The following is a 20634-nucleotide window of genomic DNA, read 5'->3' as shown; positions in this document are numbered from 1 at the left end:
GGTATGTATTCAGTCTGAAGGACTATTGATGCTGTTCACGGAGGAGGTCATTGACGGTCTTAACCGGATTGAACGTGCTGAGAGGTACTTCCACAAAGACGGTGTTCCAGTCGCTCATGGAGCCGTTCCACAAACCGGGGAGTTCGAGAGCCTTCAGGTCTTTGCCATTCTTCGATTTGTAAGAGATGAAGCCGGTGTTGGGGTCTACATACTTGGTCAAATCAAACTTGTTGCCCTTGTAGTCGCGTACGGCACAAACCAAGTCTACGGGATTGAAATGGGTTCCTTTTTCAAACATGGCTTTCTTCGCCGGATCCTTCATGTCAATCTGTGAGCTTTCGAGGATTTGCAGCGATACGGTGCCGTCTTGGTTGTATGCCAGGAACGGACCACCACCCGGTTCGCCTACATTCTTTACCATACCGCAGACGCGCATCGGACGGTTCAACTTCGATTTCAGGTAGAGCACGAGGTCTGCATCTTCCAGGTTCTTGATATCCGAACGGCGGCAATACAGTTCCTGCTGAACGAAGCGAATCATTTCTTCAATCTGCTCGTGAGTATATTTGCCACTGTCAATGAGGCGCAGATACTCGAAGGCGCGTTCCTGCAAAGTTACCAGGACGCCGGCAATCAATTGTTTGTAGGTCACGGTGTCATCTTTCAGACGGTCGGGAACCACATTGTCGATATTCTTGACAAAAATGACATCTGAATCCAGGTCGTTCAGGTTCTCGATGAGTGCTCCGTGACCACCGGGACGGAAGACGAGACGGCCCTTCTCATCGCGGAACGGATGGTTGTCCATGTCGGCTGCCACTGTGTCGGTGCTGGGCTTTTGTTCCGAGAACGATACGTGGTAGGTTACTCCGTACTTGGCTGCGTATTTTTCGGCTTTCTCTGCCACCAGTTTCTCGAAGAGGGCGCGATGCTCGGGGGACACCGTGAAGTGGACGTTCACCTGTCCGTCGGCACCGGCTGCATAGAGAGCACCTTCCACCAGGTGTTCTTCCAGGGGGGTACGTGCTCCGTCTTCGTATTTATGGAACTTCAGCAAGCCTTTGGGAAGCGCACCGTAATTCAGTCCTGCTGCTTCGAGCAGGTTGGCTGCAACTGCCTTGTACTCGCCGGCGGCAAGCAAGGCAGGAATATCCTTGCCCTGGTTGCGGAGGCATGCCTCGTTCAGGTCGTTGTAGAAAGCGAAGTGCTCTATCTGGGAGAAGAACTTCTTCTCGAAGTCGGTCTGAGGTTCGTTGTGGTCGCCGCCCAAAAATTCAAACATATTCTTGAACATGCGGCTGGCGGCACCCGATGCGGGGACAAATTTTGTGACCTTGTGTCCTGCTTTCTTGTAGTTCTCCCAGGCACGGACATAACCGTCCAGTGAACATGCGTCAGTAGCCATGATACCGTTGCCGATGGAAGCGGCTGCTTCCAGCTTCAAATAGGGGAACCCTTTCTCAAAACAAGCCAGCTGGGCAGCAATTTGTGCCTCGCTGATGCCTTTCTGTGCCAATAAGGCTTTATCGTCTTGTGTTAACATTATATATGGAGAATTTAAAGTTAATGCAAGTAATTGTTGACAAAATACCTAATTTTTCTGCCAAAAATATAAATATTTCCGAAGAGTAAAGCACAAAATGGATAAAAAAAGTACCTTTACATGCAAAATTTCTATTGCTATGGAAGAAAACGTTTTTTTCACTCCTGAGGAACACAAGAAACTATGCTTACTCTATAAGAAGCTTCTTCGGCTCTCTGACGACATGCTCCGTGAGGACGACTGCAAGAAGCTCAAAGGCATCCTGATTGAGGCTGCCCGCAACCAGTCACTCCGGCGCGATGTCTTCGGACTGAACCCCATCATCAAGGATATGGAAACAACTGTCATCGTGGCAGAGGAAATCGGCATGCAGCGTGCTTCCATCCTGGGCATCATGCTCCATGAGAGTGTGCGTGGGGGCTTTTACACGCCCGAACGGGTACAGGAAGAGTTCGGGGAAGACGTGGCAGGCATCATTCGCGGACTGATACGCATCAATGAACTTTATGCCAAGAGTCCGACCATTGAGTCGGAGAACTTCCGCAACCTGCTTATCTCTTTTGCCGAAGATATCCGCGTCATCCTGATTATGATTGCCGACCGTCTCAACGTGATGCGGCAAATCAAGGACTCACCCAACGACGAGGCGCGTGTCAAGGTGGCAAACGAGGCCGCTTACCTCTATGCTCCGCTGGCACACAAGCTCGGACTCTACAAACTCAAGTCGGAGTTGGAAGACCTCTCACTGAAGTACACCCAGCATGACATCTACTATCACATCAAGGAGAAGCTTAACGAGACCAAGGCGTCACGTGACCGTTACATAGCTGCCTTCATCGAGCCGATACGCAAGAAGCTGGAGGAGGCGGGACTGAAGTTCCACATGAAGGGGCGCACCAAGTCCATCCACTCCATTGCGCAGAAGATGAAGAAGCAGCATACGACTTTTGAGGGCATCTATGATCTCTTTGCCATCCGCATCATCCTGGATTCTCCGCTCGACAAGGAGAAGCAGGAGTGTTGGCAGGCTTACTCCATCGTCACCGACATGTACCAGCCCAACCCCAAGCGACTGCGTGACTGGCTGTCCATCCCCAAGAGCAACGGGTATGAATCGCTCCACATCACGGTGATGGGGCCTGAAGGCAAATGGGTCGAAGTGCAGATACGTACGGAGCGGATGGACGAGATTGCCGAACGCGGACTGGCTGCCCACTGGCGCTACAAGGGAGTCAAGGGGGAAGGAGGACTCGACGAGTGGCTGAACTCCATCCGCGAAGCATTGGAGAACAGCGACAACGACATCCAGGCAATGGACCAGTTCAAGATGGAGCTGTATGAAGACGAGGTGTTCATCTTCTCGCCCAAGGGAGACCTCTACAAGTTGCCCAAGGGGGCTACGGTGCTCGATTTTGCGTTCCACATCCATTCAAACCTGGGCTGCAAGTGCATCGGGGCGAAGGTGAACGGACGCAACGTCCCCATCCGGCATAAGCTTCAGAGTGGCGACCAGGTCGAGATTCTTACGTCGAGCACACAGACCCCCAAGCAGGATTGGATCAACATCGTTACCACTTCGAAAGCGCGCACCAAGATACGGCAGACGCTCAAGGAGGTTGCCTCCCGTCAGGCTGCCTTTGCCAAAGAGACACTGGAACGCAAGTTCAAGAACCGCAAGCTGGATTATGACGAAGCGGTGATGATGCGGCTCATCAAGAAGGAGGGCTTCAAGGAAGTGACCGACTTCTACCAGAGCATTGCCGACGAGACGGTCGATGTGAATGACTTTATTGACAAATACGTCGCCATGCTCCGGCGTGAGAATGAGCAGCCTGCCGAACTCCCCCTGCGCAGTGCCGAGAACTATAACATCCAGCTTCCGGTTGAAGAATATACCAACACGAACAACGATGTACTGGTCATCGACCAGAATCTCAAGGGCATAGACTTCAGCCTGGCAAAATGTTGCAACCCGATTTACGGCGACGAGGTCTTCGGCTTCATCACCGTCAATGGCGGAATCAAGGTACACCGTTGCGACTGTCCCAATGCACCGCAGCTGCGTTCCCGCTTCGGCTATCGCATCGTCAAGGCGCGTTGGGCTGGCAAGAGCAAAGGACAGCTTTATCCCATAACCCTGACGGTGGTCGGACATGACGACATCGGCATCGTGAACAACATCACTTCGATTATCTCCAAGGAACCCGACATCCAGCTCCGTTCCATCGGCATCAGCTCCAACGACGGACTGTTCTCGGGCAACCTGACGGTGATGGTCGATGACACCTCGAAGCTCGAATCGCTCATCCGCAAGTTGCGGACCGTGAAAGGGGTGAAGCAAATCAAGCGGAACTGACCGCATTCGAGAAGCATTTAAACAGCATTTGAACAACCGTTAAACGGCAAAATAACCGGGCGGCATCAGGCTGCCTTCCTTAAAAAACAAAGACTCAAATGGATTTCCTACAACTGACACAACTGAGACATTCCGTGCGACACTATGCCACACGACCCGTTGAACCCGAAAAGATTGACTACATTCTGGAGTGTGCCCGTCTGGCACCTTCCGCCGTCAACAAGCAACCGTGGCGCTTCATCCTGGTGCGCAGTGAAGAGGCACGCGCCAAGGTGCAGCGTTGCTATCCGCGCGAATGGTTTGCGGAAGCTCCCCTATACATCATTATATGTGCCGTAGAGACGGAAGCCTGGGTACGTCCGTGCGACAGCAAGAACCATGCGGACATCGATGCCGCCATTGCGACCGAGCACATCTGCCTGGCAGCTGCCGATCGGGGACTGGGCAGTTGCTGGGTATGCAATTTCGACAAGAGCATGTTGCAGGAACTTTTCCAGATTCCTTCCGGTGCCCATCCCGTAGCGATAGTCCCCATCGGCTATCCGGCAGAAACCGAACGCCCCGAGCCCCGTCGCAAGCCGATGGAGCAGTTGTGCTGTGAAGACCGCTTCCCGGTGAACACGGACGAGACGAAATGACAGACTGAAATTTAACCAACCAAACAACATAACAAAATGAAAAAACTACTGACCATCCTGGTGTTGCTCTTCGCAACGACCACCGTGCTTCTGGCACAGAACAACGACGCAAACAAGCCTGAAATGACTTTTGAAAAGACAACATACGATTTCGGTTCCTTTAAAGAGTCCGACGGACCCGTCACGTGTGTGTTCAAATTTACCAATACCGGTAAGGGCCTGCTGGTCATTCATCAGGCAATCGCTACCTGTGGCTGTACGACTCCCATCTATCCCAAGGAGCCGATTAAGCCCGGGGAGAGCGGTGAAATCAAGGTGACCTACAACGGAAAAGGACGTCGTGCCGGAGAGTTCGAGAAGTCCATCACCATCCGTACCAACACAAAGGCACAGATTCATCGTCTGAAAATCAAGGGAAGCATGATTGCGGACAATTGACAATCTTCCCACCTCCGGCGGTGCAGACCGACATGAAGGGTTCTGCAGATGCCGGACGATAGAAGCAAACGAAGGCACAGAGCAGTCCATCGGTGAGTAGACACGATGGCTCTCTGTGCCTTCGTCGTTTGACGGGGCCGGGATGCATGTCATACATGCCCGGGATAGATGAGATATAAGTACGGCTTGTACGGACCAAAGTATTATACTTAGACCCCCTAAGTATAATACTTAGCCTGCCTAAGTATAATACTTTGGTCCATCTAAGCCGGGGGTTGTCTGCGTCTGTCCCTGGGGTGGGAACGGTACAAGTGCCGCTTTCCCGACCCAGGCACAGGCAGACGGTCTGTTCAGAGCTTGTGAATCGTCTTCATGAGCTGTTCACCCAGTCCGATGGTGTAGCCTTGGGAGACAAATACCACCCGGTTGAAGGTGTCGGCAACCAGGAAGATGGGCAGACCCTTGGACGCATCCAGCTTCATTTCGCGGATGATTTCCGCGCGTATCTTCCCATCCGGGTCCGTTCCCCAGGTCACGGTGGAGGGGAGTGGCGGGAAGTCTGACAGACGGAGCTTGTTCAATTCCTGCTTATCCGGGCACAGGAATATCAGGGAGCGTCCCCATTTCTCGAAGTCCTCTTTCAGGGCAGCGATGTCACGCAGGGCATGGTTCGTCGGTTCCTGACCGACGCCCAGCAGCCCGACTACGTAGTAGCCCCGTCCGGTGGTAGAGAGCAGGGAGACTGCCGCTCCGCCTTGTGCAGGCAGGTAGAGGTTCTCCGAGTTGAAATTGCCGATGACCTGCACCTCGTCCTTACTCTCGCGCATGGTCAGGTCGACGAGACATTCCTCATCGGGGCGGATAGTGAAGAACTTCAGGTGTGCCAGCACGCTGCCGTTTGCCATGCGTGTTCCCGTGACGAGTGCATAGGTGCCTTCATCGAGCGGTGTTCCCTCTTTCAGCAGGCTCTTCCAGGAAGTACCGTTCTCCGGATAGTTCAGCAGACGCAGGCTGCCGCCTTCCAGCTTGGAGAGGGTGAAGTGGTTGTAGTACTTCGGGTCGTCCAGCCAGGAGGAGGGTGTGTAGGCGGCTTTCAGTGTGCCTTGGCTGGCGGTTGTAGCCTGGCTCTCTCCGGTCAGGTCGACATCTACCGGACGTTCCCCTTCGAAATATTGCACTTTCCCGGTCACCTCGTCGATGCGTGCCGGGACACCCAGGCTGCGTGCTGCCGCCACGTAGAAAATTTGCAGCGAATAGTCGTCGGCTACCCGTGCACGGCAGACACCGGCAGGTGAGAGGGGGATGCGTTGCGGGTTCCATTCGTTATGGAGTTGCACGTGCTCCCGGCACCAGTCGGCGAGGAGGGAGGGCTGCCGACGGATGGCTTCGGCTTCTTCCTCCGTGAAGGCTTGACGGATAACCTCTTTGTAGGGCAGCAGCATTTCGTTGGCTATGCGCGGGTTCAGCAGGTAAGGGTCGTAGATGGCAGGTGCGCAGTCGGAGTCCTTGATGCGCAGACGGAAGTGCTCGTCAAGGGCGGCAGGTTCCACATCGCGCAAGTCTTTTTCCGACAGCATCTGCAACAGACGGATGGCAGTGGAAGCCTCGTCCGGTGATACGTCGGCAAGGAAAGACTGGAGGGTAGCGTAGTTGCCGCGCGACCGGGTCAGCAAGGGGACCACGAGGCGGGCATCCAGTCCGTGTGCTTCAGCGAATGCCCGGGAGTCTTCCTCTGTCGGGAAAGTAGCGATGTAGGCATGGCGGACGGAGTCTTCGTAAGCGAAGCGGCGGTCGTTCTCGGCACGTTGCTCCGGCGTGACTTCCGGGATGCGTGGCTTCTCAGCCGGAGGGACGATGTCCAGGTCGATGTCGGTCTGCAGCTGTCCGGCGGACTGGTCGAGCGTGAGGACGAGTTCCCGGTCTTTCCCGAACGAACATTTCCGGTAGCCGAAGCGTCCGTCAGCTGAAGCCCAGACCAGCATGTCGCCCAGCCCTGCCGTCTGTGTCACCTTCCCTTCCCGGTCCGTCGTCTTGCGGGCGACGGTATAGAACTCCGCATAGTTGTAGAGCTTGAATTCCACCACGGCCCCTTCCACGGGCTGTCCTTCCGTGTCACGGACGGTCACTGTCGCAGTCGCCGTGTCGGCATAGTTACTGATGACATTGATTTCGGTATAGTTGTCATTCATCTCCATGACCTCCTCCGGTCCGTAGTAGTGGCCGAAGACCTTGGTGTGCATCAGCATGCCCCGGCTGGCAGGAGCGTTGAACCATGCCAGGTCGAGCACCGGTTCCGGTTCACAGGCACCCAGGAAGTGCCACTGTCCGTCGACCCACACTTCCACCCAGGCATGGTTGTCGTCGGTGTGAGCCCACCGGGGCGTGTAGACCTGACGGGCAGGAATGCACATGGCGCGGAAGGCTGCCACGGCAAAGGTGGATTCCTCTCCACATCGTCCATAGGCGGTGCGGACACTCGCCAAGGGAGCGCTGGTGCGCATGTCCGACGGCGTATAGGCTACCTTCTCATGGCACCAGTGGTTGATTTCCAGCACGGCTTCCCGGAGTGTGAGGTGCTGCAGCCGCGGTTGCAGCTCTCGGTAGAACACCGTACGGGCAGAATCGAGGTTTTCGTTGTTGACGCGATAGGGCAGGACAAAGTGGCGGAACTCCCGTTCGGGGATGTCCTTTCCCCAGGGCATTTCTTCCCGTGCCTTCAGGGCGGCACGCACCTGTTGCAGGTGGAAGTCGCCGGAGTAGTCGGTCAGGTCGCCCAGTGGCATGTAGGCATACATGAACTGCATGGCTTCCTGCTCCCGGACAGTCATTGTCTCGGAAAAGACCTGGAAGATGTCGGTGTGTTGCAAGGCGTTCTGCCTCTCTTCAAAGAAGTGTCGGGCTTCCTGCCGTTCGTTGGTGTCGCTGATGAAGTGCTGTTGGCAGGCTGTCAGCAGCAGGAGGATGAGTGTTCCCCACGCATACGGAATACGGTTCATAAGTCTGTTGTTGTTTTTTAATGGTAGGACATAAGGTGAAAGCCATCCGGCTTTCGCTGCCAAAGTTAAGAAAGTGTAGACAAGGAAACAAGTTGACAAGGGGACAAGTTGACGGGGTGGTGCGTCAGTCGGCTACATATCTCTTTACCAGTCGTTGGAAGGCCTTTGTTTTCATGAACCCTTTCAGCCAGGTGTTGAGCGTGTCGCGCAGGGCTTGTGACTCCTTGCTGACGCCCCACCCGTAGAACTGGTTGAAGCTGATGGCTGTGTCGATGTCCAGTTGAGGGAACTGGCCGATGAGCTTGCGGGCGATGCTCTCTTCACAGATGGCATAGTCGATGTCTCCGTGTGCCACCAGGGCGAGCAGCTGCTCGCTGCCGTACTTGGGTACTTCCTCGATACGGATGGTGTCGGCAATCTCCATGGCAAGATTCCGGATGCGGTATTGGACGGGTGAACCTTCCGGTACGTAGACAGTCTTACCGCCCAGGTCCAGCTGGGTGTGGATGTAGAGGCTGTCGTCTTCCGACTGAGGCTTGCGCTGTACCAGGACCTGCTTGTTGCGCAGGATGGGGACCGTGAAGAGCAGGAGCGAGTCTTTCTGTTCGCTGGTGATGAGCAGGCTCCCGGCAATCAGGTCGAAGGTGCCGTGGTTGATGCCCTCCATCTGTGTTTCCAGCTCCATCTCCGGCTTGATGTCCGCCTTCAGCCCTTTGGCACGTGCGAAAGCCTGGAGCAGTTCGTAATGGAATCCGGTAAGCGTGTCGTCCTCCACGAAGTAGCCGATGGAGTTGTATTCCGTCGTGGCACGCAGGACACCCGAACGGATGATGTCTTCATAGGAGCGGGGGCTGCCGGAATCAGCCGCAGGTGCCGCCGGCCAGAGAAAGGCGACAGCCAGTGCCAGGACGCCTCCGGCAATGAAACACGGTGTCAGGAATTTCTTCTTCATGGCATGGCGGCAGGCTGGTTAGTTGAAGAAGTTCCACGAAAGACCGAACTTGAACCACATCGGGTTGAGCGGGTAGTGCGGTGCCAGGAAGTAGTTCGACTTGCCCATGCCTTCCGACACGTGATACATCATGGCATAGATGCGTGTGTGTTTCAAGTGGAGGTTGACGTAGGCATTCACGATGGGGTAGTTGCCGATTTCGATGCGGTCGTTCGGGTTTTGCAGGTAGAACTGTCCGATGGCAGGTGCATAGTCCGGAGCGTAATACTTCGTGAAGTAGCGGACGTCGGCTCCCAGCTCTACGGACAGTACTTTCTTGGCAAGCTTGAACTTCAGGTAGAGGTTGCTGTAGAGCGACAGGTCGGGCAGGGGCAATACATCCTGATTGCTGCTCTTCTGATAGGTGATTTCATTGTCCCAATGGAAGATGCCCAGTGCCAGGTCTTTCTTCAGCGAAGCGGTCAGCACCTGTATGTTGTCGCCACACTGGCTGACGCGTACGTTGTGCCGGTAGGCGGTTGTCCCGTTGTTGTCATAACCTTCGGCAGCGTTGTCGAAGTACGTATAGTTGCTGATGTTTTCCACTCCGACACTGAGCAGGATGTCTGCCTTCTTGGAGCGGAGCTCGCCCTGGATGCGTGTACGCAACTCCTTGCTCAGGTCGTTGTCCCACCACAAGTGGCGCGAGTGGTAGTGGCGGTAGTAGAACGACGGATTGATGCGGCGGGTGTACGCCATGGCTGCCAGCTGGATGGTGTCCTTGAACAGGCGGAAGTTCAGGTCGGCATGTCCTGTCAGGTTGAACGTACCGATGTCTTCTCCCGTCAGGGCGGTCTCTCCGTAGACGCGGTAGTGCAGCGTCTTGCCCTGCTCTTTCAGCAGTTCACCACCGACACTCAGGATGTTCTCGGTATATTTCCGGTCGTAACGGTCGGTAGCTGCAGTGAGGGTGTCGACCAGGTGATAGTTGCGCATCTCGTAGTTGACGAAAGCGGTCAGTCCGGCTTTTGCCCACTTGTTGAAGCCTTCGCGCAGGGCGATGGCGAACGTATTCTTCAAGGAGGTGTGGCGGGTGACGTCACGCTGGTACTCACTGCCGAAGAAGTCGTTGGCATAGTAGTCGGCAGGTGTGTTGTAAGCGATGAACTGCCGTTCGTAGTTGCTGTATTGGAGGGTATGGATGAAGCTGGTCACCGGGATGAAGTTGTCGTAGTGCTGAGACGTATCCTCCGGAGCTTCATAGAATCCCAGGTTGTAGCGGTGGTTGAAATAGACGTGGAAGTTGTCGTTGCGGTTCCAGGTCTGCTCCAGGTTGGTCGGGATGTCCGACGGTGTGTAGGAGCTGGAGTTGGGGAGGTCTTCCGGATTGGTGATGTATGTATCGTCGGCAATACCGCCATTCTCTGCCATCTTCATGTGGTTCTTGCTGAAGAGGAAGTGGTAGTCGTACTTGTCTCCCTGGTAGGACGAGAAGAGCGTCCCGTTGAACAGTGAGGTTGCCTGGTTGTTGTACATGCCCCGCCCGTATACATAGTCAAAGCGGAAGCCGAAGTTCAGCTTCCGGTTGGCGTTTACACCAAAGTAAGCCGTGAAGCGGTCTTCACCGTTCTGCTGGTTACCTCCCGAGAAGTAGGAAAGGTTGGCGAAGGGAGACTTGGTGTTGAGGAAGCGGAACTGGTCCACCGGCACGATGAAGTAATCGTACGGGTCGGTGAAGACGAACTGGGAAGCCTCCTGCCGATGAAAGAAGATGCGCGAGAGTCTGGGCGAGCCGATGTTTCCCAGGTAGTTGTACTCACCGTTCAGTCCGTCGGTGAACTGCACGTTCTGGAACTGGTGCATCAGTGTGTCAACCTCTACCTCCGTCGTGTTGCCGAAGCGGGGGTCGATGGTCCACATCTTGAGTCCGATGGGTACTGTTTTCGAGTCGACCGTTGTCGTGTCTTCGTGCTGGCGGTCTCCGTTCTCGTTGATATAGCGCGGACCGTCCGGTGTCTGTTCATACAGTTGGTTATAGTTTTGTGCAGCCAGGTCATTTCCGAACATGCCTGCCAACAGGGCTAATATAAAGAGTATTCTTTTCATAATCGGCTGCAAAGTTAACTAAAAAAGTAGGATAGCAACGAGGCGGTAGTGAAGATTCCTGCCGTTTTGGAGTATTTAACCCAAAACACTCCTTATCCCGTGTCAGTCAAACTCTTCGGGCTTAAGGAGGGTAGGATTGTGTCCAATCTTTGGATTCGTCTGCCGGATGGCGAGGAGCGGGTGACTTTACCGATGAAACTTCCCTTTATCCTTGATTAAGATGACTTTCAGTTGAGGGTCGTTCAGCATTTTCCAGCCGATGGGAGTGAGGAAGAACTCGAATTGCGTGGTGCGGTGCTTCCACGTCAGCAGGTCTATCGGGCGGTGCAGGTACTTCTTGAGGACCGGATACCACCACCCCGGGAAGGACAAGGCACGGACGGCATGACTGTCGGCCACCTTGCGCAGTTCCATGATGCATTGTTTTACTTCAGCACGTTCTAGGTCGGAAGGCTTGTCGTAGGGAACGTAGCAGGAGGTGTAGTATCCCCGTCGGGTAAAAAGGCTGAGTGAACGCCAGTCGGGACTTTCCAGGATAAATTGTTTGGGGGAGACGTTGTAGGTCGTGCAGAGTCTTTCCATTTCCGACAGGACCTGGCGGCTGTTGGTTGCATCCAGGTTCTTGATGTCCAGCCAGAAGTTCCCGCCTCCCCTGCGAAGGCTTTCTGCAAGGATGGAGTCGAGTGTCAGCCCGAATGTGGTGTCGATGTCGTGTGTCACGTCAAAGCGCTGGTTGTCCCGGAACACGAGATCGATTTCCACGTTCGGATAACGCGGATGTTTCTCCCTGTATTTCTCTACCGAATTGCAACGGTGCAGCCAGATTTTTCCCGGATAGTTGTCGATGTGAAGGACCGAATTGAGACAGCAACCTCCTGCCACGAGCAGCAGTACGAAGCCTGCAATCCGGAGGATTTTCCGTATCATATACTAAAGTCGATTGGTTTGTGTCGGGGTATAAAAAAGGGGTGCATCGGTTATCGACACACCCCTTCATTCAGATTATGCAGATTGGGATTATTCGCCCCAATTCATTTCAGCCATACGCTTGTAGGAAGCATAGCGTTTCTTTGCCATGTCTTCGCAAGCGGCGAACAAGTCAGCAGCTTCTTGCGGATATTGCTTCATGACAGAAGCGAAACGAACCTCACCCTTCAGGTAGTCTTGGAAAGCATCCCAGTTCGGCTCTTTGGAGTCGAGTGAGAACGGATTCTTGCCTTCGGCTTCCAATTCGGGGTTGAAGCGCCACAAGTGCCAGTAACCGCATTCAACGGCTTTAGCCTCTTCAGCTTGCGACTTACCCATACCGGCCTTCAAACCGTGGTTGATACACGGAGCGTAAGCGATAACCAACGAAGGTCCGTGGTATGCTTCTGCCTCGCGGATTGCTTTCAGGGTCTGAGCCTGGTCGGCACCCATAGCGATTTGAGCCACGTAAACATAGCCGTAAGTAGTAGCAATCAGACCAAGGTCTTTCTTGCGAACACGCTTACCGGAAGCAGCAAACTTGGCGATGGCGCCGAGCGGAGTTGCTTTCGAAGCCTGGCCACCGGTGTTGGAGTAAACCTCCGTATCAAGTACGAGGATGTTGACATCTTCGCCGGATGCGATGACGTGGTCGAGACCTCCGTAACCGATATCGTAAGAAGCACCGTCACCACCGATAATCCACTGGCTGCGCTTGATGAGGTAATCCTGGAACTCGGCAATGGTCTTGCAGAATTCACATTTATCCTTGGCAGCTTCTACCATCGGAACAATCTTGGCAGCAGCAGCCTTGCTCTTGTCGGCATCATCCTTACCGTCGAGCCACTCTTGGAAAGCCTCTTTGTATTCAGCCGGAGTGCCTTCAGCAGCGATAGCAGCTTGCATGGCTTCTACCAGACGGCCGCGGAGCTTCTTGTTGGCAAGCTCCATACCCAAACCGAATTCGCAGAAGTCCTCGAACAGAGAGTTTGCCCATGCAGGACCCTGACCCTTCTCGTTGGTTGTATACGGGGTAGAAGGAACAGAACCGGAGTAGATGGAAGAACATCCTGTTGCGTTGGCAACCATTTCGCGGTCACCGAAGAGCTGGGAAATCAACTTCACATACGGAGTCTCACCACAGCCGGAGCAAGCACCTGAGAACTCAAACAACGGAGTAGCGAACTGAGAGTTCTTCACGTTTGCCTTGATGTCTACCAAGTGTTGTTTGCTCTTCACATTGTCGGCGCAGTAAGTCCAGTTGGCAGCCTGATCCAATTGGCTTTCGAGGTGCTTCATGGTCAAAGCCTTGCCGCCCTTCTTCGGGTTGCCCGGACAAACGTCGGCACAGTTACCGCAACCCAGACAGTCGAGTACGTCAACCTGGATACGGAAGGTCATGCCGTCGAATTGCTTGCCGACAGCCTTCAGCATCGGGAAGCTTGCACCCTTCTGCTCGTCAGCGTCGAGAACGAACGGACGGATGGAAGCGTGAGGACAAACATAAGCACACTTGTTACACTGGATACAGTTCTCAGGATTCCATTCAGGAACGAAGGCAGCCACACCACGTTTTTCGTATTTGGCTGTTCCCTGATGCCAGGTACCGTCCTCGATGCCCTTGAATGCGGAAACGGGCAGCAGGTCGCCATCCTGTGCGTTGATCGGACGAACCACTTCGTTGATGAATGCCGGGTCGTTGTTCTCAACCTTGGCATCGTCGGGAAGGTTAGCCCATGCCGGGTCAACAGTCAACTGCTTGTATTCACCACCACGGTCAACGGCAGCATAGTTCTTGTTAACCACGTCTTCACCCTTCTTGCCGTAAGACTTCACGATGAACTTCTTCATCTGTTCTACAGCCAGGTCAACAGGGATTACCTGTGTGATGCGGAAGAATGCAGACTGGAGGATGGTGTTTGTACGGTTACCCAAACCGATTTCCTGAGCAATCTGGGTAGCGTTGATATAGTAAACGGTGATGTTGTTCTTTGCGAAGTACTTCTTCACGCGGGTCGGCAGGTTCTTTGCCAACTCTTCGCCTTCCCAGATGGTGTTCAACAGGAACGTACCGTTCTTGCGCAGACCGCGGGTCACATCGTACATGTGCAGGTAAGCCTGTACGTGGCAAGCCACGAAGTTCGGAGTGTTCACCAAATAGGTAGAGCGGATGGGGTGGTTACCGAAACGCAAGTGAGAGCAAGTGAAACCACCCGACTTCTTGGAGTCGTAAGAGAAGTATGCCTGGCAGTATTTATCGGTGTTGTCGCCGATAATCTTTACAGAGTTCTTGTTGGCACCTACAGTACCGTCAGCACCCAAGCCGTAGAACTTGGCTTCGAACATGCCTTCGCCACCCAAAGCGATTTCCTCTTTCTGAGGCAGAGAAGTGAAGGTTACATCGTCAACGATACCAATGGTGAAGTGGTCTTTCGGCATCGGCAATGCCAGGTTCTCATATACAGACAGAATCTGAGCAGGAGTAGTATCCTTGGAACCCAGACCATAGCGTCCGCCTACGATAACGGGGGCATTCTCTTGACCGTAGAAGCACTCTTTTACGTCCAGGTAAAGAGGTTCGCCGATGGCACCCGGTTCCTTCGTACGATCGAGTACGGCAATGCGTTTTGCAGTCTTGGGAACGGCAGCCAGGAAGTGTTTGGCTGAGAACGGACGATAGAGGTGAACAGACACCATACCGACTTTCTCACCGTTGGCAACCAAGTGGTCGATAGCCTCACGGGTTGCTTCGGTAGCGGAACCCATCAGGATGATGACGCGTTCAGCATCTTCAGCACCGTAGTAGTCGAACAAGTGATAACGACGGCCGGTAATCTTGTAGATTTCGTCCATGTAGCTTTCAACTACTTCAGGAACGCTCTCGTAGAAGGTGTTGCCGGCTTCTCTGTGCTGGAAGAAGTGGTCGGGGTTCTCAGCCATACCGCGTGCTACCGGCTTGTTCGGAGTCAACTTGCGGTTGCGGAACTCAGCCAACGCCTGCTGGTCAATCAGCGGAGCGAGGTCTTCGTTGTCCAGTCTTTCAATCTTCTGGATTTCGTGAGAAGTACGGAAACCGTCGAAGAAATTCAGGAACGGAACACGGGTCTTGATAGAAGCCAGGTGAGCTACACCTGCGAGGTCCATCACTTCCTGTACGGAGCCTTCGCACAACATGGCAAATCCGGTCTGACGGCAAGACATCACGTCCTGGTGGTCACCGAAGATACAGAGTGCGTGAGAAGCCAGCGTACGGGCTGAAACGTGGAAGACACAAGGCAAGAACTCACCAGAGATCTTATACATATTAGGAATCATCAGCAAGAGACCTTGTGACGCCGTGTAAGTGGTAGTCAAGGCACCGGCTTGCAGAGAACCGTGAACGGCTCCAGCTGCACCGGCTTCTGACTGCATCTCTTCCACTAAGACTGTCTCGCCGAAGATGTTCTTACGACCAGCCGCAGCCCATTCGTCCACGTGCTCAGCCATGGTAGACGACGGAGTGATGGGGTAGATAGCTGCTACTTCTGTGAACATATACGAGATATGTGCAGCAGCCTCATTACCATCACAGGTGATAAATTTCTTTTGTTTAGTCATAACAGTTAAATTATTAGTAAAAAATCTCAGTTTAATTATCTTGTTTTTCAGTGGTTGCTAGTATACGAACCCAAAGAGCCAAAGCGGAATCTGATTGTCATGCCCCACCTCCGTGTGATGCATGGCATATACCACATTCGGGTTATTCTTGAATTTACATCCTTTGTTGCAAATGCGGAACGGTTGCTCGCCATCTACCAGAAAGGAGGTACCCTTGTCGCCTTTATAAAGCTTATGGTCTTTATACATAGTATTAAGAAAAAAGGTTTCCAGTACATCCTGTTCCTCGACTTTGACCGGGTAGATGGAATACATCAGATTGGTGTTGTGCATCATGATCTTGCTGGGTTTCTTGGGGAAGGATTCTCCCTTCGGATAAACCATGTTGATGAGTCGTGCATCTGCCAGATACTTGATGTAGTTCATGACTGTCGCCCTTGAAGTCTGTATGTCCGCAGCCAGTTGGCTGACATTCGGAACAGATGGACCGTCTACAGCGAGCAAATATAGCAATTTCTTGATTTTGGAGAGATATTTTAACTCAATTTGTTTTATGAGAAGGATATCCACCTCAATCATCATATTCATGGTCTTTAACAAATTCTCCGAGAAGTTACGCTTCTCCAAGAAGAATGGATAGAATCCATGATGTAAATAATCTTGGAAATAGTTGAGTGGACGTACCTTGGGCAATATCTCTTTTACTATGTGCTCGTGATTGGCGAGGATGTCATCGAGTGTATATACTGGAAAATGATTCCCTGTCTGAAGGTTGAGGAACTCCCTGAAGGAAAAACCTCGCAGGTTATAAGATTTGACAATATCAACAAGTGCCGGATTCTCTTCCTTGCTCTTGAGTCTCATTACGGACGAACCCGTAAAGACGATTTTCAATCCCGGATAGAGGTCGTAGCACTGACGCAACTCTTCACTCCATCCCGGCTGCTTGAATACTTGGTCGATCAACAGCACCTTGCCTCCATTTCGATAAAAATCTCCGGCAAACTGAACAAGACTTGCACCTTGAAAATAGAAATTGTTCATGTTGACGTACAAACATGAACGGTCACTCCCGAAATATTCTTTGGCATATTGCAGGAGGAAGGTTGTCTTGCCTACGCCGCGCGTGCCTTTGATGCCAATGAGGCGATCGTTCCAGTTAATCTCATCCATGAGAGTGCGACGAACCGGGGCATTTGTATGTTCCACCAAGTAGGCATGCGTTTGGTAAAAGGCTTCCATTCCCTTGCTTAATTAGTTTGTTGCAAAGGTAATACATATTTCAAGAATTGCAAAGTGGAGATTGCAAAAAAAAATCTGTGAAACTGCGAATGCTTCCGATAGGCTTTCGTACGTTAGAGAGCCTGCCGAAACAGAGGATGGAGCGGACTTCCCGGATTCCCGAATCAGGGCAAACTGGTGTATCCGGATAAAGTGTCAGAATGTCAAATGAAAGCCTCCAGAATGGCAATTCTCGGCGCAAAGGACGATTCGGTGCCCAAAACAGGCCATCTCAGGCGATTCGCAAAATACACATTTCCATTGGTTATGCTCTAATGCTTTCATCCTGGAGGAATACTACCCTGCAAATCTCTATTTGGGATACTTTATGCCTGAGACATGATGCTTTATGATACCTTCCGATTTGTTGACTCCGCACTCCTTCCAGAGAGTGAAACTCACGATTCTTCATCTCTATTTTCCAAAGATTTGACTTTCGGGCACGAAACAATAGTGTTTGGGGCATGAAACTAATGTGTTTGACGCGGTAAACAATATTGTTTGGCTCGCGAAACAATATTGTTCCGGGCACGTTTTGTCTGTTTTTCGAGAATAAAATGTTTAGTTTTCTAAAATAATACGTCTTTACAGGCATATCTGTTAAGTTTGTTTAGCGGTTGAACGCTGGTTGGTGTCGATATCGACAAATGCCGGTTAGCGGGAAGAGGCGATTTAGGCAATTCTGTCAAGCAAACGGGCTGGAATGATTTCTTTTTGATTTTGTCGAAACCGGAGAGTCTGTATTCTTTGCGTATATTTGCCTTTGCAATCATGAAACCTGTAAGAAGATGAATCTTTATCTGTTCAATCCGGACCATGATATGGCGTTGGGCAACAACAGCGCCTACTATCAGGCTCCGGCATCAGCCTTGAAAATGGCAAATGACCTGTTCTGGCTACCGGCATGGGTGGTGCCGGACGCCGATTCGTTTGTGGCCCTTCCTTCTACCGGAAGGATTGAAGAATGGGTACAGACCCTGCCGGTATGTCCGCGTGTAGAGTGGGGATGTCTGACGGACGGATGGGGCCGTTGCCGGGAGATACATCCTTGGGGGTGGAACCGTGCGCTGGTTCATCGGTTGAAGGAACAGGGAGTAGCGGATGCCTTGTTGCCTGGGGACATGTTTCTGGAGGAACGTCGGTTCCTGGCTTCCCGCTTGCGGGCCGTGGAACTTCTTTCCGAATTGGCAGATGCGCCGGGGAGGTGTGGAGTCTCCCGGGCTTGTCGTTCGTTGGAGGAAATCAATGAAGAGCTGAAACCTTCCTATGAGGGTTGCCCGACGCCGCGGAAGTTACTGAAGGCTCCCTGGTCCGGGAGTGGAAAAGGGCTGCGTCGTCTGGACAGCGGAAAGTTGGAGGAGCCTGTGGCAAACTGGTGCAACCGGATACTGTCCGCGCAAGGAGCTGTCGTCGTGGAACCCTACTATCAGAAGGTGGCAGATTTTGCCATGGAGTTCTACGCCGACGGGGCAGGCAAGGTATCCTTTCAGGGTTATTCCTTATTTAACACGGATGCCAACGGGGCCTATAAAGAAAACTTTCTGAAGTCGGATGCACGGATTGTTGCAGCACTGTCCGGCCATGTTCCCGCAGCGCTGTTGGTAGAGGTACAGCAGGAATTGTGTGTCAGGCTGGCGGCGATGCTAGGACAATCCTATGTCGGCTATTTGGGAGTAGATATGATGGTTTGTGCCTTTGAACAGGCTCCATTTTATCGCCTTCACCCTTGTGTGGAGATAAACCTGCGGATGAATATGGGGATGGTGGCTCATCGGTTGTATACCCGCTGGCTTTCTCCCCGAAGTGAAGGAATATTCCGAGTAGACTGTTTCAAGACTCCTTCGGATTTGCAGGAAGACCATCGCCGACAAGAGAAAGCCCATCCTCCGGTCGTGAAGGATGGGCGTATGGAGTCCGGTTATTTGTCATTGACTCCCATTGGGGAAGGCACCTGTTACCGCGCCGCCCTTTGGGCAATTCCTTTATCGGGTAAACTGTAGTCTTTGCAGGGTTTTCTGCGCTTTATCCTGAATCAGCACATAGTAGACTCCCGGAGCGAAGCGTCCGATGGATAGTTCCCGTGTGTAAGGCTCCTGCCATATGATTCTTCCATACAGGTCTGTAACCGTCAGATGGGTGGCCTGGGGGAGTGCCGGCAGCTCCAGGGGAGGCAATTTCGAGGGGAAGTGGGCCTTTATCGGATGATGGGTGGGAGGAAGGATACTCTCATTTCCGTAGGCATCTACTGCAGTGACTGTGAAATGCAGTCCTTGCACCTGCCTGAGAGGCAGGGCATAGCGTGTGCCATAGATATAGGGCTGAAGCAGGTTACGTGTATCCTCGATATCTATTTCCCGCTCTTTGCTCCCATATAGATTATAGCGTACAGGACCCTCCGGACGTCCGTCGGTCTGCGGGTCGGTAGAAGCATTCCAGGAGAGTATCAGGCTGTCTCCCTGTACCTCCGTCCGAAGACCCGTCGGGGCGACAGGCGGAATGCTGTCCAGCCAGCTCATGGGAGGAGTCAGGGCCGGATGAGTATAGATATTCCGCTTGATTTCGTCAAACAGTCCTTGGGTGTTGTCCAGCAAAAAACGGGACCTGAAATACGCTTGTCCGGGAACACGTGCGCAGCGTGTAAAATAGATTTGCTGCAAAACGTCCTGCAACCGCCAGTTGCCTTCGCTCGGGTCAAGGAAATAAATGCCCAGTCCCGGTGCAACGGTACGTCCGTTGCCGTTTTCCTGCCAGTCAAGGACAAAAGGATAGAAATTATCTTCGCGAAAGTAGACCATGGGGAACATCACGTCCTGGATGCCTTCCTTTACCCATTGCTGCGCATCCTGAAAAACTTCGTTGCGAGCATTCCAGCCGCGTGAGGAATAGCGTGCCACATCTTCATATTTCCCAATGGGGGAGCTGCCCACTTTGACCCAGGGCTTGATGGATTTCACGGTGTGATAGATGCTGCGGACAATCTCCGTGATGTTGTCACGGCGCCATTGACTCAGGCTTTTCCCGTTACCGTATTTCCGGAAGGAACGCTGGTCGGGAAAGCCTTTGGGACGATCGGGATAGCGGATATAGTCCAGGTTGATACCGTCAACCTCGTAGTTGGTAACAATCTCCCGCACAATCCCGGACAGATGCTCTTTGGTCTGCGGATGTCCCGGGTCCAGATACCAGTTCTTCCGGAAACGGATGCACATTTCCGGATGCTTCTTGACAAAAGAGCGTTCGCCCAATTCTTTTGCCTGTCGGTCACTTCCCAAAGGGATTGCTACGACCCAGGCATGCAGTTCCATTCCACGCTTATGGCATTCACGAATGGCAAACTCCAAGGGATCGTATCCCGGAGACTGTCCCGGCGTCCCGGTCAGGACATCCGTAAAAACCTCCTGCCGGGAAGGGTAGAGCGCATTGTCGCGTGAACGGACCTGGAATAGAATGGTATTGAAATTGGCAGCCTTCAAGGAGTCGAGTTGGCGACACAACTCTTCTTGCTGACGTCGCATGCTGGCTGGGGAAGTCGCTTTGATGCGTGGCCAGTCCAGTCCCGCAAGCGTCGTGATCCATACTGCACGCGTCTCGTATTTAGGGCGGCATGACGCTTCTGTCAGCGAGAATACCTCCGACTGGGCCTTGACAGGATGTAGCGGCAATAACGCAGGGAAAAGCGAGGAGAGGGCGTATAGGCAAAGACGTTTCATACAATGTGACATAATATCTTCAAACTAAATTGGCGCAAAGGTACGTTTTATTTGCTACTTTTGCCCCGTCAT

General features: G+C 52.9%; 12 protein-coding genes. 4 read left to right on the top strand and 8 right to left on the bottom strand.

The window, feature by feature from the left end; genetic code table 11:
• Window positions 1-22: 22 nt before the first annotated feature.
• Window positions 23-1543, bottom strand: a complete 1521-nt coding sequence (locus tag C8275_RS09550) for a DUF4301 family protein (protein ID WP_106484961.1) — start codon at window positions 1541-1543, stop codon at window positions 23-25.
• Between the two features lie 139 nt (window positions 1544-1682).
• Between C8275_RS09550 and C8275_RS09545 the strand changes: the two genes are divergently transcribed.
• From C8275_RS09545 to C8275_RS09535, 3 genes are all read left to right on the top strand, one after another.
• Window positions 1683-3899 carry a bifunctional (p)ppGpp synthetase/guanosine-3',5'-bis(diphosphate) 3'-pyrophosphohydrolase gene (locus C8275_RS09545; RefSeq protein WP_106484960.1) on the top strand — a complete coding sequence of 739 codons (2217 nt, stop codon included), beginning with the start codon at window positions 1683-1685 and terminating at the stop codon, window positions 3897-3899.
• A gap of 98 nt (window positions 3900-3997) precedes the next feature.
• Window positions 3998-4537 carry a nitroreductase family protein gene (locus C8275_RS09540; RefSeq protein ID WP_106484959.1) on the top strand — a complete coding sequence of 180 codons (540 nt, stop codon included), beginning with the start codon at window positions 3998-4000 and terminating at the stop codon, window positions 4535-4537.
• 36 nt (window positions 4538-4573) lie between these two features.
• The gene (locus tag C8275_RS09535) at window positions 4574-4975 is read left to right on the top strand and encodes a DUF1573 domain-containing protein (protein WP_022384560.1); all 402 of its coding nucleotides are present in this window, start codon (window positions 4574-4576) and stop codon (window positions 4973-4975) included.
• A gap of 350 nt (window positions 4976-5325) precedes the next feature.
• Here the strand turns inward: C8275_RS09535 and C8275_RS09530 are convergent, their stop codons facing one another.
• The 6 genes from C8275_RS09530 to C8275_RS09505 all read right to left on the bottom strand — a co-directional run bounded on the left by C8275_RS09530 (window position 5326) and on the right by C8275_RS09505 (window position 16813).
• Window positions 5326-7971 carry a transglutaminase domain-containing protein gene (locus C8275_RS09530; protein WP_106484958.1) on the bottom strand — a complete coding sequence of 882 codons (2646 nt, stop codon included), beginning with the start codon at window positions 7969-7971 and terminating at the stop codon, window positions 5326-5328.
• A 124-nt stretch (window positions 7972-8095) separates the two neighbouring features.
• Window positions 8096-8923: a transporter substrate-binding domain-containing protein gene (locus tag C8275_RS09525; protein WP_106484957.1), complete on the bottom strand. Its 828-nt coding sequence runs from the start codon at window positions 8921-8923 to the stop codon at window positions 8096-8098.
• Window positions 8924-8941: 18 nt separating this feature from the next.
• Window positions 8942-11008, bottom strand: coding sequence for a putative porin (locus C8275_RS09520; RefSeq protein ID WP_106484956.1), 2067 nt, complete (start codon window positions 11006-11008; stop codon window positions 8942-8944).
• Window positions 11009-11194: 186 nt separating this feature from the next.
• Window positions 11195-11935 (bottom strand): hypothetical protein, encoded by a 741-nt coding sequence (locus C8275_RS09515; RefSeq protein WP_234395737.1) that lies wholly within the window; start codon window positions 11933-11935, stop codon window positions 11195-11197.
• A 90-nt stretch (window positions 11936-12025) separates the two neighbouring features.
• Window positions 12026-15571, bottom strand: a complete 3546-nt coding sequence (gene nifJ, locus C8275_RS09510) for a pyruvate:ferredoxin (flavodoxin) oxidoreductase (protein WP_106484955.1) — start codon at window positions 15569-15571, stop codon at window positions 12026-12028.
• Between the two features lie 57 nt (window positions 15572-15628).
• Entirely contained in the window at window positions 15629-16813 is a 1185-nt protein-coding gene (locus C8275_RS09505; RefSeq protein ID WP_106484954.1) for an ATP-binding protein, read from the bottom strand.
• 827 nt (window positions 16814-17640) lie between these two features.
• On the opposite strand from C8275_RS09505, the gene C8275_RS09495 reads away from it, so the two are divergent.
• Window positions 17641-18852, top strand: coding sequence for a hypothetical protein (locus C8275_RS09495; RefSeq protein WP_106484952.1), 1212 nt, complete (start codon window positions 17641-17643; stop codon window positions 18850-18852).
• Here the strand turns inward: C8275_RS09495 and C8275_RS09490 are convergent.
• The gene (locus C8275_RS09490) at window positions 18835-20562 is read right to left on the bottom strand and encodes a glycoside hydrolase family 10 protein (RefSeq protein WP_106484951.1); all 1728 of its coding nucleotides are present in this window, start codon (window positions 20560-20562) and stop codon (window positions 18835-18837) included. The genes C8275_RS09495 and C8275_RS09490 overlap by 18 nt on opposite strands.
• Window positions 20563-20634 lie beyond the last annotated feature (72 nt).

The sequence above is a fragment of the Bacteroides sp. Marseille-P3684 genome (assembly GCF_900291465.1).
Taxonomy (GTDB): domain Bacteria; phylum Bacteroidota; class Bacteroidia; order Bacteroidales; family Bacteroidaceae; genus Phocaeicola_A.
Note: the sequence above shows the minus strand (reverse complement) of the source record. Positions and strands in the feature narration are given on the sequence as shown.